Source organism: Methylopila henanensis, assembly GCF_042681025.1.
Classification (GTDB): Bacteria; Pseudomonadota; Alphaproteobacteria; order Rhizobiales; family Methylopilaceae; genus Methylopila; species Methylopila henanensis.
Map to the genome: position 1 here is coordinate 54200 of NZ_JBHUER010000004.1, position 15503 is coordinate 69702.

Below are 15503 nucleotides of genomic sequence, written 5' to 3' on the forward strand. Positions count from 1 at the left end.
GGCATGCGGATTGCGAGACCACGCCGAACCATCGGGTCCCGCCTCGCTCATGATCGCCGTCTCCGCCGCCGCTCCCAGAACCGCCGCGCCTGCCTCGCCGACGCCCGCGGCGGGGTCCGTGGGCGCTTTCGCGGACGTGCTGGCGGCGTCGGAGACCGCGGACGGACCCGCGCCGACCGCAGCCGGCGCCGAATCGAATTCGTCTATCGATGAGCTTTCCGGCCGCGACGAGGCCGAGTCGTCGCCGGCCGCAGTTCTGGTCGCGGCGCAGTCGGCGATCCTGCCCGCGCCCGCCGAAGCCGCCGGCGGAGAGGGGCTGAGCGAAGGCGCGGCACCGAAGCTCCCGCTCGCCGGCGCAACGGCCGGCGACGCTGCGGAGGCCCGGCCCGCTCCGGAGAGGGCGGGCGCGAAGCCGCAGACGTCCGCCGCCGCCGAAGCGCAGCGGCCGGCCAACGCCGCGGCGTCGGCCCCCATCGCGTTGAAGGTGGTCGGCGCGTTTGTGGACGAGATCGAGGCGGCGGCGCAGGCCGCCGACGAGGCCGGCCCATCCGACGCGGCCCCGGCCGTGACGGGCCCGGCCAAGCCGGCCGCGGGCCAGCCTCTGGCGCAGCCTCCCATCCCGATCGCCGCGGCGGCCCAGCCCGCGCCGCCGACGCCGGCGGCCGNCGCCGGCTCCGACGCCTCCGCGGACGCCGACGCCACGGCCCCCGAGATCGAGGCCGCCGCCGCCAGACCGGTCGCCGAGGCCTCGGGCGATCACGACGCCTCGACCCAGGACGACGGCGCGTCCGGCGGCGGAAGCGCGCCGGCGTCTGCGGCGAAGGCCGCGGACCAGATTCCGACCGGAGCCTCGGGCTTCGAGACCGCCGCCAAGGCGGCTCAGGCGCCGTCGCAGACCGCGCCGAGCGCCGCCGCGCAGGTGTCCGCCGCCGTGGTCGCGGCGGCGCAGGCGGCGCCCGCGGCCTCCGGCGCGCGCCGCACCCGGTTCGACGTCCAGCTCGAGGACGGCGATCTCGGCCGCATCGACGTGCGGCTCGACATCGCGAGCGACGGCAAGGTCTCGACCCGGCTGGTCGTCGAACGGCCCGAGACGCTGGCGATGCTGAAGCAGGACGCCGGCGACCTCGCGCGCTCGCTGCAGCAGGCCGGCTTCCAGCTCGCCGGCGACGGCCTCGCCTTCGAACTGCGCGACGGCGGCGGCTGGGCGAGGGAACGCGCGGCCCCGCTCACGCCGTCCGGCCGGAACGACGCCATCGACGAGGGCGCCGCGCTCGCGGCCCCGCTCGCCTACGCCCCGACGAGGCGGTCCGCCTCGGCGCTCGACCTCCGGGTCTGAAGAAGGGAACGCCCGCCATGGCCGTCGACGCGACCGGCAGCTCGACCAGCGCGACATCCGCCACGACCACGTCGCGGTCGACGCTCGCGAGCAACTTCGACACGTTTCTGACGCTGCTGACGACCCAGCTCAGGAACCAGAACCCGCTCGACCCGCTCGACACCAACCAGTTCACCCAGCAGCTGGTGCAGTTTGCGGGCGTCGAGCAGCAGCTCCAGACCAACGACACGCTGGGCGCCCTACTGGCCGCGACCCAGACCTCGCAGGCCGCGACCGCGCTTGGCCTCGTGGGTAAGTCGGTGACGGCGGACGGCGACACCACGCTGCTCGACGACGGCGCCGCGACCTGGAAGCTGAACGCTCCTTCCGCCGCCAGCGCGACGGTCGAAATCCGCAACGCCAGCGGCGCGCTGGTGGCGACCCGGACGGTGGATCTCGAGTATGGCGACCAGGACTTCACCTGGGACGGCAAGACCACGTCCGGCGCGGACGCTCCGGAAGGGCTCTACTCGATCGTCGTCACGGCGACGGACGCGGCGGGATCGACGGTTTCGGTGACGTCCGAGATCGCCGGCACGGTCGACGGCGTCGACCTCACCACCGGGACCGCGGTGCTCACCATCGGCGACCTGCGCGTGCCGCTGTCCTCGCTGAAGCACATCAGGACCGCGGCGGCGATCTGAGCTTCTTCGGCCCCGTCGAGGGAGGCGCGAGGGACATCGTCGCGCGCTACGTGTAGCGACTCACCTCAAAGAAGCGCGCCGGCTTCGAGCCCGCGCGGCTGGCGCGCGCCCGGTGAGGCGAAGCGACATGCTTCCGTCACAGGGCGTCGCCAGATAAGAGGTGGTCCGCCGCCACCAACGAACGCGAGCCTGTCCGCCGGATGACCGTCGACCTCGAACTGCCGGGACCGCCCGCCGCGACGCGCGTCGTCGTCGCGATGTCGGGCGGCGTCGACTCCTCGGTCGTCGCCGGGCTGCTGGCGCGCGGCGGTTACGACGTCGTCGGCGTCACGCTGCAGCTCTACGACCATGGCGCGGCGACCGCCCGCAAGGGCGCCTGCTGCGCGGGCCAGGACATCCACGACGCCCGCCGCGTGGCCGAGACGCTCGGGATTCCGCATTACGTGCTCGACTACGAGAGCCGGTTCCGCGAGGCGGTGATCGACCCGTTCGCGCAGAGCTATCTCGACGGCGAGACGCCGATCCCCTGTGTCGCCTGCAACCAGACCGTCAAGTTCGTGGATCTGCTCGACACCGCGAAGCAGCTCGGCGCCGCAGCGCTCGCCACCGGCCACTACATCGAGAGCCGCGCGCTGCCGGGCGGCGGCCGCGGCCTTTTTCGCCCCGCCGACGCCGACCGCGACCAGAGCTACTTCCTCTACGGCACCACCCCCGAGCAGCTCGCCCTGCTGCGCTTCCCGCTCGGGCGGCTGCCGAAGGCGGAGGTGCGGGAGATCGCCCGCGAGCTCGGCCTGATCGTCGCCGACAAGCCGGACAGCCAGGACATCTGCTTTGTCCCGAACGGCCGCTACGCCGACGTGATCGAGAAGCTGAAGCCCGGCGCGTCGGAGCCCGGCCCAATCGTCCATCTCGACGGCCGCGTTCTCGGGAGCCACGAGGGCGTGCTGCGCTACACCGTCGGCCAGCGGCGCGGGCTCGCCCTGTCGGTCGGCGAGCCGCTCTACGTCGTGCGCATCGACGCCGCGGCGAAGACGCTGGTCGTGGGCCCGCGCGAGGCGCTGGAGACGCGCGTCGTCCGCGTCCGCGACGTCAACTGGCTCGGCGACGGGGCCTTCGGGGACCTGCCGGCGGAAGGGCTCGCGGCGCGCGCCCGCGTGCGCTCCACGCGACCGGCGGCGCCTGCGCGGATCAGGGCGCTCGGCCCCCGCGAGGCCGAGGTCGAGCTGCTCGCGGGCGAAAGCGGCGTCGCGCCGGGGCAGGCCTGCGTGTTCTACGACGACGCGACCGGCGACCGGGTTCTGGGCGGCGGGATCATCCGGGCTCCGGAGCGCGTCCACGCGCCGGCGCTGTCGGCCAGCGAGGCGGCGCGATGAGCGTTCAGTACGATCTTGCCGGGCAGAAGAAGGCCTACGAGGTCTGGGCCAGGTTCTACGACAAGGTCTATGTGAGGTTCCTGGCCGACGGCCAGAAGAAGGCGGCCGCGGCGGCCGCCGCCTGCGGGCCGGACATCCTCGAAGTCGGCGTCGGCACCGGCCTCGTGCTGCGCTACTACCCGCCGACGGCGCGCGTGGTGGGCGTCGACCTGTCGGAGCACATGCTCGCCAAGGCGCGCGAGAAGGTGGCGACCCAGGGCCTGACCCAGGTGCGCGGCTTCTCGGTGATGGACGCCTGCCGGCTCGGCCTGCCCGACGCGACCTTCGACGCCGTCACCGTGCCCTTCGTCATCACGCTGGTGCCGGACCCCGAGGCCGCGCTGTCGGAAATGCGTCGCGTGCTGAAGCCGGGCGGCGAGATCGTCGTGGCGTCCAAGATGGGCGCGGAGGACGGCCCGCTCATGAAGATCGAGACCGCGCTCGCGCCGATTGTGAAGACGGTCGGCTGGTCCACCGACTTCAAGGTCTCGCGCCTCGCGGCCTGGGCCGCGACCACGCCCGACATGAGCGTCGTCGAGGTGACGTCGATCTTCCCGGCGCCGTTCTTCAAGATGATCCGCATCAAGCGGGCGGGGTGACGCGGCGGGGGGCGGCCGGCTCTCCGATCCCGAACCGGGAAGGCGGGGCGGATATCGTCCAAGTGATTGGGAACCGCGCGTTCGCATCCCACCTTTAGCGCTTGGACCGCCCCGCACCGAAAGCCCTTCATGCCCCCGTCCGACCGCGATCTCGAACGCAACCGCTTCACGGCCCGCGCGACGCGCTATGCGCGGGTGGGCGTCAACGTCGGCGGGGTCGCGGCCCGGATCGCGGGATCCCAGCTTCTCGGCCGCGCCACGGGGCGGGCGGGCAGGGCCGCGGACCTCGCCGCGGCGCTCGGCGGGCTGAAGGGGCCGATCATGAAGGTGGCGCAGCTTCTCGCCACCATTCCCGACGCCCTGCCGCCCGAATACGCGGAGGAGCTGGCGCAGCTCCAGTCCGACGCGCCGCCGATGGGCTACGGCTTCGTGCGCCGGCGCATGGCGGCCGAGCTCGGGGCCGACTGGCTGAGCCGTTTCGGCTCGTTCGAGCGCGAGCCGGCGGCGGCGGCCTCGCTCGGCCAGGTCCATCGCGCGACCGCGCCGGACGGCTCCCCGCTCGCGGTGAAGCTGCAATACCCGGACATGGCCTCCGCGGTGGAGGCCGACCTCGGCCAGCTTGCGCTGCTGTTCGACCTGCGCCGCCGTTTCGACGGCGCGATCGACACGTCCGAGATCGTGGAGGAGATCGGCGCGCGCATCCGCGAGGAGCTCGATTACCGCCGCGAGGCGAAGCACGCCGCGCTCTACCGCCTGATGCTCGACGACACGCCCGAGGTGCGCGTGCCCGGCGTTTGGGGCGAGCTGTCCACCGGCCGGCTGCTCACGCTCGACTGGCTGGAGGGGCGGCGGCTGCTCGTCCACAAGGAGGCCTCGCTCGAGATCCGCAACCGGCTCGCCGTCGCGATGTTCCGGGCGTGGTGGCGGCCGTTCTCGCGCCATGGCGTCATCCACGGCGATCCGCATCTCGGCAATTACGCCGCCTTCGACGAGGGCGGGGAGCCGCAGGGCGTCAACCTGCTGGACTACGGCTGCGTCCGCATTTTCCCGCCGGCCTTCGTCGGCGGGGTGGTCGACCTCTACGAGGGCCTGCGCGACGACGACGAGCAGCGGGTCGTCCACGCCTACGAGACCTGGGGTTTTCGCGGCCTGAAGCGCGAGCTGATCGACGTTCTCAACATCTGGGCGCGCTTCATCTACGGCCCGCTGCTGGACGACCGCGTCCGCACCATCGCCGACGGCGTCTCGCCCGGCGCCTATGGCCGGGCCGAGGCGTTCCGCGTGCATCAGGAGCTGAAGCGCAAGGGCCCGATCCGCATCCCGCGCGAGTTCGTCTTCATGGACCGCGCCGCGATCGGGCTCGGCGGCGTGTTTTTGCATCTGCGGGCCGAACTCAATTTCCGCCGCCTGTTCGAGGACGCGATCGCGGACTTCACGGTCGAGCGCGTCGCCGCGCGACAGGCGCAGGCGATGGAGGCCGCGGGCCTCGCGGATCGAGCCGGATGATCTGATGGCGGCGTCCGGTCGCCCGCCCGCCCGGGCCAGCGTCACCGGACGCTGACGGGGCGCCCCTCCGAAAGTTTTTCCGCTTTGCAGCATGGTTCTCGGCGGCGGGGATGCTGCGCCCGCGAAGCGGCGCGCCGGCGAGTCCGCTGAAGATTCAGGCCGCCGCCGCAAAAGCCTCAGTTATCAGGGGTTCAGCTTATTTGTGGGTTATTGGCATTTGGTATGCCAGTGGCTGAAAGGGAATTGCCACCCCCCCGGGTTTCCGATAAAGGCGAAAGTCCAAGCGCCGATTAGAACGCACAAAGGGACTGAGATCATGGCTGGCATTACCGAATACGCGACCGCCACCGGCAACGACTACGCCGAGCACGAGCGCACTTACGCCGCTGTGATGAAGCTCTCCAAGATCGGCACGGCGATGGCGGTTCTGATCGTCATTTCGCTGGCGATCGGCGGCGTGACCGGCCCCTGGTGGCTGTGCGGCCTCGGCGTGGTGCTGTCGATCGTCGGCGGCGTGATCGGCGCGGTCAGCGAGAAGGGCACCATCCTTCCGATCGGCCTGTCGGCCCTGCTGGTCGTGGCGCTCTGGTACATCGTCTGAACCGATGAAAATCGCCGTTGCGAAGGAACTCGACCCTGCGGAGCCGCGGGTCGCGCTGACGCCTGACGTCGTCAAGAAGCTGAAGGGCCTTGGGGCCGAGATCAGCGTCGAGACGGGCGCAGGCCTCAGCTCCGGCGTCATCGACGCCGCCTATGAGGAGGCCGGCGCCCAGATCGCCGCCTCGCGCGCCGACGCGCTCTCCGGCGCCGACGTGCTGCTGACGGTGCGCCGCCCGACGCCTGAGAGCCTTTCGGGCCTGAAGCCCGGCGCGCTCGTCATCGGCATCATGGATCCTTACGGCGCGGCCGACGCCATTGCGGCGCTCGCCACCGCGAACGTCTCCGCCTTCGCCATGGAGCTGATGCCCCGCATCACCCGCGCGCAGGTGATGGACGTGCTGTCCAGCCAGGCGAACCTCGCGGGCTACCGCGCGGTGATCGACGCCGCGGCCGAGTTCGGCCGCGCCATGCCGCAGATGATGACCGCCGCCGGCACCGTTCCGCCGGCCAAGGCCTTCGTCATGGGCGCGGGCGTCGCGGGCCTGCAGGCCATCGCCACCGCCCGCCGCCTCGGCGCGGTCGTCTCGGCGACCGACGTCCGTCCGGCCGCCAAGGAGCAGGTCGCCTCGCTCGGCGCCAAGTTCATCGCGGTCGAGGACGACGAGTTCAAGCAGGCCGAGACCGCGGCCGGCTACGCCAAGCCGATGTCGGCCGAGTACCAGGCCAAGCAGGCGGAGCTGACGGCCGCCCACATCGCCAAGCAGGACATCGTCATCACCACCGCGCTCATTCCGGGTCGTCCGGCGCCGCGTCTGGTGACGGCGGCCATGGTGAAGTCGATGAAGCCGGGCTCGGTGATCGTCGACCTCGCGGTCGAGCGCGGCGGCAACGTCGAGGGCGCGGTCGCGGGCGAAGTGGTCGAGGTCGACGGCGTCAAGATCGTCGGGCACCTCAATGTTCCGGGCCGTCTCGCCGCCTCGTCCTCGGCGCTCTACGCCAAGAACCTGTCGGCCTTCCTCGAGACGCTCATCTCCAAGGAAACCAAGGAGCTCGCCGTCAACTGGGACGATGAGCTCGTCAAGGCGACCGCGCTCACCCGCGACGGCGCCGTCATCCATCCGATCGCGAAACCGGCGGAGGCGAACTGATGGCCGTCCTGTCTCCTGAAGAGGCTGCGGACCGCGCTCAGGCCGCGGCCGACGCCGCCCGCGAGGCCGCAGCCGCGGCCCAGGGCTACGCCGACCAGATCGCCGACGCCGCCGGCGCCGCGCTGCACGGCGCGTCCGGCGGGGTGATCGACCCGTTCGTGTTCCGCCTCGCGATCTTCGTGCTGGCCGTGTTCGTGGGCTACTACGTGGTGTGGAGCGTGACGCCCGCGCTGCACACGCCGCTGATGGCGGTGACCAACGCCATCTCCTCCGTCATCGTCGTCGGCGCGCTGCTCGCGGTCGGCGTCGACCTCGCCGGGGGCTCCGGCCCGTGGTGGGCGCGCGGCTTCGGCTTCGTGGCCCTCGTGCTCGCCTCGATCAACATCTTCGGCGGGTTCCTCGTCACCCAGCGCATGCTCGGCATGTACAAGAAGAAGGGCTGACGGGACCGATGACCGACCTCGTCCAGATCCTCTACCTCATCGCCGGCGTCCTGTTCATCCTGTCGCTGCAGGGGCTTTCGAGCCCGGCGACCTCGCGGCGCGGCAACGCCATGGGCATCGCGGGCATGACGCTCGCGATCCTGACCACCCTGTTCGTCTCGCCGCCGCACGGCGTCGGCGGCTGGGTCCTCGTCCTCGCCGGCCTCGGCGTCGGCGGCGCGATCGGCGCGCTCACCGCCAAGCGCATCGCCATGACCTCGATGCCGCAGCTCGTGGCGGCGTTCCACTCGCTCGTCGGCCTCGCCGCCGTGCTTGTGGCGGCCGCGGCGCTCTACGCGCCGGAGGCGTTCGGCATCGGCTCCGTGGGCACGATCCATGGCCAGTCGCTGGTTGAGATGGCGCTCGGCGTGGCGATCGGCGCGATCACCTTCACCGGATCGCTGATCGCCTTCGCCAAGCTCGACGGCCGGATGTCCGGCACGCCGATCCTGCTGCCCATGCGTCACGTCATCAACATCGGCCTCGCGGCTCTGATCGTGGTGCTCGTGATCGTGTTCTGCCTGACCGAAAGCCACTTCGTGTTCTGGCTCATCGTGCTGGCCTCGCTCGCCTTCGGCTTCCTGATCATCATCCCGATCGGCGGCGCGGACATGCCGGTGGTCGTGTCGATGCTCAACTCCTATTCGGGTTGGGCGGCGGCCGGCATCGGCTTCACGCTCGGCAATCTGGCGCTGATCATCACCGGCGCGCTGGTCGGCTCGTCGGGCGCGATCCTGTCCTACATCATGTGCAAGGGCATGAACCGGAGCTTCATCTCCGTCATCCTCGGCGGCTTCGGCGGCGACGCCGCGGCGGGCGGCGGAGCGGCGGCGGGCGGGGGCGAACAGCGCCCGGTGAAGCAGGGCGCGGCCGAGGACGCGGCCTACATCATGAAGAACGCGTCCAAGGTCATCATCGTGCCGGGCTACGGCATGGCGGTGGCGCAGGCCCAGCACGCGCTGCGCGAGATGGCCGACAAGCTGAAGGAAGAAGGCGTCGAGGTGAAGTACGCCATTCATCCGGTGGCGGGCCGCATGCCGGGCCACATGAACGTGCTGCTCGCCGAGGCGCAGGTGCCTTACGACGAGGTGTTCGAGCTCGACGAGATCAACTCGGAGTTCTCGGGCGCGGACGTCGCCTTCGTCATCGGCGCGAACGACGTGACGAACCCTGCGGCCAAGACCGACAAGACCTCGCCGATCTACGGCATGCCGATCCTCGACGTGGAGAAGGCGGGCACCGTGCTCTTCATCAAGCGCGGCATGGCGGCGGGCTACGCCGGCGTGGAGAACGAGCTGTTCTTCCGCGACAACACCATGATGCTGTTCGGCGACGCCAAGAAGGTCACCGAGGCCATCGTCAAGGGGCTGTGATAGGGCGAGGGTGCTCTGAAGATGAAAGGCCGGACCGCGAGGTCCGGCCTTTTGCTTTTGTTGATCGCCGGCCGCAACCCTAAGCCTAGCGCCGGGGGTCATAATGCGGGCGTCGACATAGTCCGCTAAATAGATGACCGTGTTCGGGTTGCCGCTCGGTACGACTGGGTCTTTCTGTGCTTAGCTTTAACAAAGCGCATTGCGATCATTCCTCATCTCATTAGGATGCGCTAGCGGAGTGGGGGATAGGATGGCCGAAGCTAAGCAGGGCATGGAACAAACTGGAACCGACGAGAAGACGGCTGCAGTGAAGGCATCTGCACCGAGAAAGATTCCCGGAAATCTTCCATACCTTGCAGCCTCCGGAACCCTAAAAAGGGCGCTTGAGCGCCTTGTTGATGCGTCTCGCCCAGACAAGTTTAATGCAGATTTCTTGGAGCATGTTCTTAAGTTAAGCGGTGGTGCGGCTCGTGGCACTATCCCGATCATGAAAAATGGGCTTTTTGTCTAGCGATGGTGTTCCAACCGAGCTTTATGCTAAATTTCGAACGGAAGGTGGTCGGCCTACGGCAGCTTTAGCTGGGCTGCGAAACGGCTTTCCAGAAATATTCAAACGAAGCGAATATGCGCACACCGTCGACGATCACAAGCTGCGCGACATCATTCTCGAAATCACTGGACTGAAGGCAAATGATCCTGTCGCGCAGGCGATCAAATCAACCTTCAACGTGGTGAAGTCCTTCATTCCCGCTGGAGCTGATTTGTCCGGTGGTGATGACGACGCAAGTTTTCAGGATGAACTTGCTGGCGGCACCGCAAATCAAAGCAGTCAAAGCGAAATTGTCCGTGGTGTGAACAGAGGTTCGAAGTCGGTCGGATTGGTATACAATATTAATATTGTTCTTCCTGAGACGTCGGATCTCAAGGTGCTAAATGCGATATTCCGCAGCGTCAAAGAAAATCTCCTATGATAGATGAGGTGGACGCAGTAGAGCTGTTTTTGCTGAAAGGCGCATCGATAAAGTTGGCTGTTGAAGAGGCGAACTCTAATCCAAGAGTTAGCCGTTCAATCGCTGAGGAGAATGCTTCGGTCAAGGCCTCCGTATCGCAATTTTCGGCAGAGGTCCGCGACAACGCAGTGATGATGGCTGAGCATTATAAGCTCTTCTACATGCTAGAGAACGACATTCGCCGGCTAATTGACGACACGCTTACTGAGGATAACAAGGGGCCGGATTGGTGGGATAAATATGCCCCCGACAGTGCAAAGATCGAGTTTAAGGGAAATTTGCAGAGAGAACAGGACGCAGGGTTCACCCCAAGATCGGATAATCCTCTAGATTATGTAACGTTTGGTCAACTAGGTGATATTATTCGTGCGAACTACTCGTTATTTGGGGGTATTCTGAGTAATCAGAAGGCGATGGGTAGGGTGATGTTTTCGCTCAACAACCTCCGTGGCCCAATCGCTCATTGTGGGCTTCTGGCGGAGGATGAAGTTGATCGCCTCAAATTAACTGTGAAAGACTGGTTTCGGTTGCTTGAGGGCCCCAAGTAGCGAGTTTTTTGAAGCTGCACCTGGCGCGGGTGTTGCTGATCCTGCGCTTGGCCGCTACTCGGCCGCCCTGCCGGCTCTGGCTCCGCGCGAGCCGGACGAGCGCGTCGTCCTCGACGCACTGGATCGGCGCGAAGTCGCGGTGCGCGATGAATTCGGGCCGCGTGGGCGTGCGGATGTAGTTGGAGCAGGCGTTGAGCGTGAGATAGACGATCTTGCGCGGGTAGGGCGTGATGTTGCCGGCGGAGCCGTGCACCAGATTGCCGTGGAACATCAGCATGCTGCCGGGCCGGCCCGTCGGCGCGACGATGCCGCCTTCCGCGACCAGCCGGGTGACCGTCTCCTCGTCCAGCGTCCAGAGCGGGTACGAGGTGGTCTCGAGGTCGTGGCTCGCCTTCAGGTCGCCGGCCTTCTGGCTCTTTGGCACCAGCATCAGCGGGCCGTTGATGGGCATCACCTCGTCGAGGAAGATCGAGATGTTCATGGCGCGCGGCTCCGGCATGCCGTCGTCGCGCTTCCAGGTGCCGTAGTCCTGGTGCCATTGCCAGACCGCGCCGGTGAAGGCGGACTTGGCGTTGATCTTGTACTGGTGCAGATACACATGTTCGCCGAACACCTGCTCGACGGGCCGGATCATGCGCGGGTGCGCGCCGAGCAGGCGGAAGGCTTCGTTGTAGGTGTGGGCGGCGAAGGCGGTGCGCGGTGCGCCGTCCTTCTCGCGCCAGACCTCGGGGCGATGCTCATCGTAGATCGCGACCGCCTCGCGGCGGAGCAGGTCCACCTCCTCGGGCGTGAACAGGTCCGGCAGCAGCAGCCAGCCGTCCTCGTGGAACTGCGCGAGCTGGTCTTCGGTCAGACGCATCGTTTCCTCCTGCCGCTGCTTTTGTCGGGAATTATGCGGCGTCGCGCAGCGTGCTGAGCCGCTCCTCCATGGTTCGTCCCGCGCCGATCGCATGGTCGCGCGCGGCGGCCTCCGCGCCGTCCGGGTCTCTGGCGAGCACGCGATCGGCTATAGCGACGTGCTCGGCCCAGACGCGGGCGCGGTGCTCTGGATCGGCGAGCACCGTCGCCATGGCGCGGCGCATGTGCGGCCATTGCGGGCCGACTGTCTCCTCGATCGCTGGGTTGCCCGAGAGCCGGTAGAGCGCGCGGTGGAAGTCGGCGTCGCGGGCGATCTGCTCGGCGAGCGGCGTCCGCGCGGTGATGGCGGCCCCGGCGTCGAGCGCGCGTTCGAGCGCCGCGCCGTCCGCGCCGCGTTCCGCCGCGAGCCGGGCCGCGAGCGCGTCGAGCGCCCCGCGCACCTCGTAAAGCTGCCGGATGCGGACGCCGTCGAGCGGCGTCACCTGAAAGCCCTTGCGGCCGCTGTCGGCGAGCAGGCCCTGGCCGCGCAGCAGATGGAGCGCATGGCTGACCGGCTGGCGGGACACGCCGAGCCGCTCCGCCAGCTCGTGCTGCCGGATGCGCTCGCCCGGCGGCAGGCTGCGGTCGACGATCGCCTCGAGGATGCGGTCGTAGGTCTGGGAGATCAGGTTCGGCGCGGTCGCAAGCGGCTGCATATCAGAATTCCGAATTCGGAATTCCAAAATGCTACTTCAATCACGCAAGGGCGTCAAAAGGTCCGGGGCGCGGCGGGGGCGACAGTGATGAAGGGATAGGGCGAGGAGGGGTGCGGTCGGTCGGACGGGGGACGACCCCGGCGCCTGGGCTCGACAGAACGATTCCAAGCTCCTAACCTCGATCCCGGTCCGAGGGGCGTCCCGCTGCGATGCGGGGCTGAGATGGCGGCACGCCGATCCCTTAGAACCTGATCCGGGTCATGCCGGCGAAGGGACGGGAACCGAAGGCCGAGCCGGCGCAAGCCGCCGAACGCCTCCCAGACGTTTCGCGACACCCCGGATCTCCCGAACGAGAACATCGAGGAGGAGATCCCCCATGAACGTCCATATTCCGCCGAAGGACGCCAAGGCCGCGCCCGAAAGCGTCACCACCGGGCCGATCTTCGGCTCGCGCAAGGTCTACGCCTCGCCGAAGTCGCATCCCGAGCTTCGGGTGCCGTTCCGCGAGATCACGCTCAGCGATCCGAACGAGCCGCCGGTGCGGGTCTACGATCCGTCGGGCCGCTACACCGAGACCGACGTCGCGATCGACCTCGCCGCCGGTCTGGCGCCGGTGCGCGAAGACTGGATCGCCAAGCGCGGGCTCGACATCGCCCCGGGGCGCGCGGTGAAGCCGGAGGACAACGGCAACGTCTCCGCCGACAAGCTGGTCGCTCCGTGCCCGGCGACGCGCGTCATCCGCGAGGCCGCGAACGGCCAGATGGTGACCCAGTACGAGTTCGCGAAGGCCGGGATCATCACCGAGGAGATGATCTATGTGGCGTTCCGCGAAAACCTCGCCCGCGAGCAGGCGCTGGAGGGCGCCGGCGTCCGCCACGCCGACGGCGACAGCTTCGGCGCGTCGATCCCGGAATTCGTGACGCCGGAATTCGTGCGCGACGAGATCGCCCGCGGCCGCGCCATCATCCCGGCGAACGTCAACCACCCCGAGCTCGAGCCGATGGCGATCGGCCGCAACTTCCTGGTCAAGGTCAACGCCAATATCGGCAACTCGGCGGTGACCTCGGGCGCGGCGGAAGAGGTCGAGAAGCTGGTCTGGGCGATCCGCTGGGGCGCAGACACCGTCATGGACCTCTCCACCGGCCGCAACATCCACAACATCCGCTCCTGGATCATCCGCAACTCGCCGGTGCCGATCGGCACGGTGCCGATCTACCAGGCGCTGGAGAAGGTCGACGGCGATCCGCTGAAGCTCGACTGGGAGGTGTTCAAGGACACCCTGATCGAGCAGGCGGAGCAGGGCGTCGACTACTTCACCATCCACGCCGGCGTGCGGCTGGCGCATGTGCCGCTGACGGCGGATCGCGTCACCGGCATCGTCTCGCGCGGCGGGTCGATCATGGCGCGCTGGTGCCTCGCCGGCCATCGCGAGAGCTTCCTCTACGAGCGCTTCGGCGACATCTGCGACATCATGCGGAAGTACGACGTCTCGTTCTCGCTCGGCGACGGCCTGCGGCCGGGCTCGATCGCGGACGCCAACGACGCCGCGCAGTTCGCCGAGCTGGAGACGCTGGGCGAGCTGACCAAGATAGCCTGGGACAAGGGCTGCCAGGTCATGATCGAGGGCCCCGGCCACGTGCCGATGCACAAAATCAAGGCCAACATGGACAAGCAGCTCGCCGTCTGCGGCGAGGCGCCGTTCTACACGCTCGGGCCGCTCACCACCGACATCGCGCCGGGCTACGACCACATCACGTCCGGCATCGGCGCCGCGATGATCGGTTGGTTCGGCACCGCCATGCTCTGCTACGTCACGCCGAAGGAGCATCTCGGTCTGCCGAACCGCGACGACGTCAAGACCGGCGTCATCACGTACCGCATCTCGGCCCATGCGGCCGACCTCGCCAAGGGCCATCCCGCGGCGAAGATTCGGGACGACGCGGTCAGCCGCGCGCGGTTCGACTTCCGCTGGGAGGACCAGTTCAACCTCTCGCTCGACCCCGACACCGCCCGCGCCTTCCACGACGAGACGCTGCCGAAGGACGCGCACAAGGTGGCGCATTTCTGCTCCATGTGCGGTCCGAAGTTCTGCTCGATGAAGATCACGCAGGACCTGCGCGCCGAAGTCCGCGCCCAGAACGTCACCTTCGAGGCGGAGGAGGGCATGAAGGCGAAGTCGGCCGAGTTCCTGGAAGGCGGCGGCAAGCTCTACGTCGACGCCGCGGAGTAAAGGCCAAGGCGTCCGGACGGAGCCAAAAAAAGAAGGGCCGGAGCGACGCTCCGGCCCTTCTTCGTCTCTTGCAGGATCGACTCGCTCAGCGCTCGGTGTAGGTCGCGCCGGGGACGCCGCCGACGCGCTTGAAGGCTTCGTTGGCGCGCTTGTCGTTGCGGTCGATGTTGAGCGCCTGCGCGAACGAGGCGCGGGCCTTCAGCAGCTCGTTCTGGCGCTCGAAGGCGAGGCCGCGGCCGATCCAGGCGTCGATGTATTTCGGGTTCAGCGTGCGCGCGGTGTTGAAGTCGTCGAGCGCCGCCGCGGCGTCGTTGAGCGCGAGATAGCTCATGCCGCGGCCGACATAGGGCTCCGGCGCCGTGACCGCGATCGCGGTCGACTTGGTGAAGTCGTCGATCGCGTCGTCGTGGCGCCCCTGCGCCTGATGGATCAGGCCGCGGTTGTGCCAGGCCTGCGCGTTGTTGCGGTCGAGCTCGATCGCGCGGTCGAAGTCGGCGAGCGCGGCGTCGGTGCGGCCGGTCGAGCGGTAGAGGTTGCCGCGGCCGACGAAGGCCGGGCTGTAGTTCGGGTCGACCTCGATCGCGCGGTTGTAGTCGCTGACCGCCTCGGCGGTCTTGTTCTGCGAGCGGTAGGCGAGGGCGCGGTTGGCGTAGGCCTTGGCCATGCCGCTGTTGATGCGGATCGCCTGGCTGAAGTCGCCGATCGCGTTGTCGTACTGGCCGAGACGGGCGTAGGCGGAGCCGCGCATGTTCCACGCCTCGGCGTCGCCGGGGTTCGACTGCACGACCTGGGTCAGGGAGCCGAGGTCGCTCTGCCGGGCGGCATAGGCCTCGGGCTCGAGCGTCGCGGCCGAGGGGCCCATGGATTCGCAGCCGGCGAGCGCGAGCATCGCCACGAGAAACGCGCCGCGGCGCGCCAGAATGCCCGAACCCGAAGCCTGCATGTCCTCACCACCTTACCGCGCGCCAGCCCAAGAGCCGTCAGACACAGGCGGATTGCGGCGAGATTGCGTCCGCAGCCCGT

13 protein-coding genes, 2 pseudogenes and 1 riboswitch are annotated in these 15503 nt (G+C 68.5%); of the genes and pseudogenes, 12 read left to right on the forward strand and 3 right to left on the reverse strand.

Annotated elements, in window-relative coordinates:
- Window positions 1–49 precede the first annotated feature (49 nt).
- The 11 genes and pseudogenes from ACFSCV_RS06565 (at window position 50) to ACFSCV_RS06615 (ending at window position 10697) form a co-directional block, all read left to right on the forward strand.
- Window positions 50–1336 (forward strand): flagellar hook-length control protein FliK, encoded by a 1287-nt coding sequence (locus ACFSCV_RS06565; protein WP_465264206.1) that lies wholly within the window; start codon window positions 50–52, stop codon window positions 1334–1336.
- Between the two features lie 17 nt (window positions 1337–1353).
- Window positions 1354–2019, forward strand: a complete 666-nt coding sequence (locus ACFSCV_RS06570; RefSeq protein ID WP_378798180.1) for a flagellar hook assembly protein FlgD — start codon at window positions 1354–1356, stop codon at window positions 2017–2019.
- A 200-nt stretch (window positions 2020–2219) separates the two neighbouring features.
- The gene (mnmA, locus tag ACFSCV_RS06575) at window positions 2220–3392 is read left to right on the forward strand and encodes a tRNA 2-thiouridine(34) synthase MnmA (protein ID WP_378798182.1); all 1173 of its coding nucleotides are present in this window, start codon (window positions 2220–2222) and stop codon (window positions 3390–3392) included.
- The gene (locus ACFSCV_RS06580; protein ID WP_378798184.1) at window positions 3389–4030 is read left to right on the forward strand and encodes a class I SAM-dependent methyltransferase; all 642 of its coding nucleotides are present in this window, start codon (window positions 3389–3391) and stop codon (window positions 4028–4030) included. The genes mnmA and ACFSCV_RS06580 overlap by 4 nt, the downstream gene beginning before the upstream one ends.
- A 129-nt stretch (window positions 4031–4159) precedes the next feature.
- A complete protein-coding gene (locus ACFSCV_RS06585; RefSeq protein WP_378798186.1) occupies window positions 4160–5536 on the forward strand; it encodes an ABC1 kinase family protein in 1377 nt (458 codons plus the stop codon).
- A gap of 316 nt (window positions 5537–5852) precedes the next feature.
- Window positions 5853–6137, forward strand: coding sequence for an aa3-type cytochrome c oxidase subunit IV (locus ACFSCV_RS06590; RefSeq protein WP_378798188.1), 285 nt, complete (start codon window positions 5853–5855; stop codon window positions 6135–6137).
- A 4-nt stretch (window positions 6138–6141) separates the two neighbouring features.
- Window positions 6142–7284, forward strand: coding sequence for a Re/Si-specific NAD(P)(+) transhydrogenase subunit alpha (locus ACFSCV_RS06595; RefSeq protein WP_378798190.1), 1143 nt, complete (start codon window positions 6142–6144; stop codon window positions 7282–7284).
- Window positions 7284–7727 carry a proton-translocating transhydrogenase family protein gene (locus tag ACFSCV_RS06600; protein WP_271200457.1) on the forward strand — a complete coding sequence of 148 codons (444 nt, stop codon included), beginning with the start codon at window positions 7284–7286 and terminating at the stop codon, window positions 7725–7727. Before ACFSCV_RS06595 ends, ACFSCV_RS06600 begins: the two co-directional genes overlap by 1 nt.
- An 8-nt stretch (window positions 7728–7735) precedes the next feature.
- Window positions 7736–9139: an NAD(P)(+) transhydrogenase (Re/Si-specific) subunit beta gene (locus ACFSCV_RS06605; RefSeq protein WP_378798192.1), complete on the forward strand. Its 1404-nt coding sequence runs from the start codon at window positions 7736–7738 to the stop codon at window positions 9137–9139.
- 271 nt (window positions 9140–9410) lie between these two features.
- Window positions 9411–10110, forward strand: a pseudogene (locus tag ACFSCV_RS06610) (DUF5343 domain-containing protein).
- Window positions 10107–10697: a Swt1 family HEPN domain-containing protein gene (locus ACFSCV_RS06615; RefSeq protein WP_378798194.1), complete on the forward strand. Its 591-nt coding sequence runs from the start codon at window positions 10107–10109 to the stop codon at window positions 10695–10697. The pseudogene ACFSCV_RS06610 and the gene ACFSCV_RS06615 overlap by 4 nt, the downstream one beginning before the upstream one ends.
- 79 nt (window positions 10698–10776) lie before the next feature.
- Here ACFSCV_RS06615 and ACFSCV_RS06620 read toward each other — a convergent pair.
- Together ACFSCV_RS06620 and ACFSCV_RS06625 are read right to left on the reverse strand one after the other, a co-directional pair.
- Window positions 10777–11556: pseudogene (locus tag ACFSCV_RS06620) on the reverse strand (phytanoyl-CoA dioxygenase family protein); the annotation flags it as partial.
- A 31-nt stretch (window positions 11557–11587) separates the two neighbouring features.
- The gene (locus ACFSCV_RS06625) at window positions 11588–12250 is read right to left on the reverse strand and encodes a GntR family transcriptional regulator (protein WP_378798196.1); all 663 of its coding nucleotides are present in this window, start codon (window positions 12248–12250) and stop codon (window positions 11588–11590) included.
- 182 nt (window positions 12251–12432) lie between these two features.
- Window positions 12433–12542: riboswitch (TPP riboswitch) on the forward strand.
- 84 nt (window positions 12543–12626) lie between these two features.
- Between ACFSCV_RS06625 and thiC the strand changes: the two genes are divergently transcribed.
- The gene (thiC, locus tag ACFSCV_RS06630) at window positions 12627–14480 is read left to right on the forward strand and encodes a phosphomethylpyrimidine synthase ThiC (protein WP_378798198.1); all 1854 of its coding nucleotides are present in this window, start codon (window positions 12627–12629) and stop codon (window positions 14478–14480) included.
- 85 nt (window positions 14481–14565) lie between these two features.
- On the opposite strand, the gene ACFSCV_RS06635 is transcribed toward thiC, so the two are convergent.
- Window positions 14566–15423 (reverse strand): tetratricopeptide repeat protein, encoded by an 858-nt coding sequence (locus tag ACFSCV_RS06635; protein WP_378798200.1) that lies wholly within the window; start codon window positions 15421–15423, stop codon window positions 14566–14568.
- Window positions 15424–15503 lie beyond the last annotated feature (80 nt).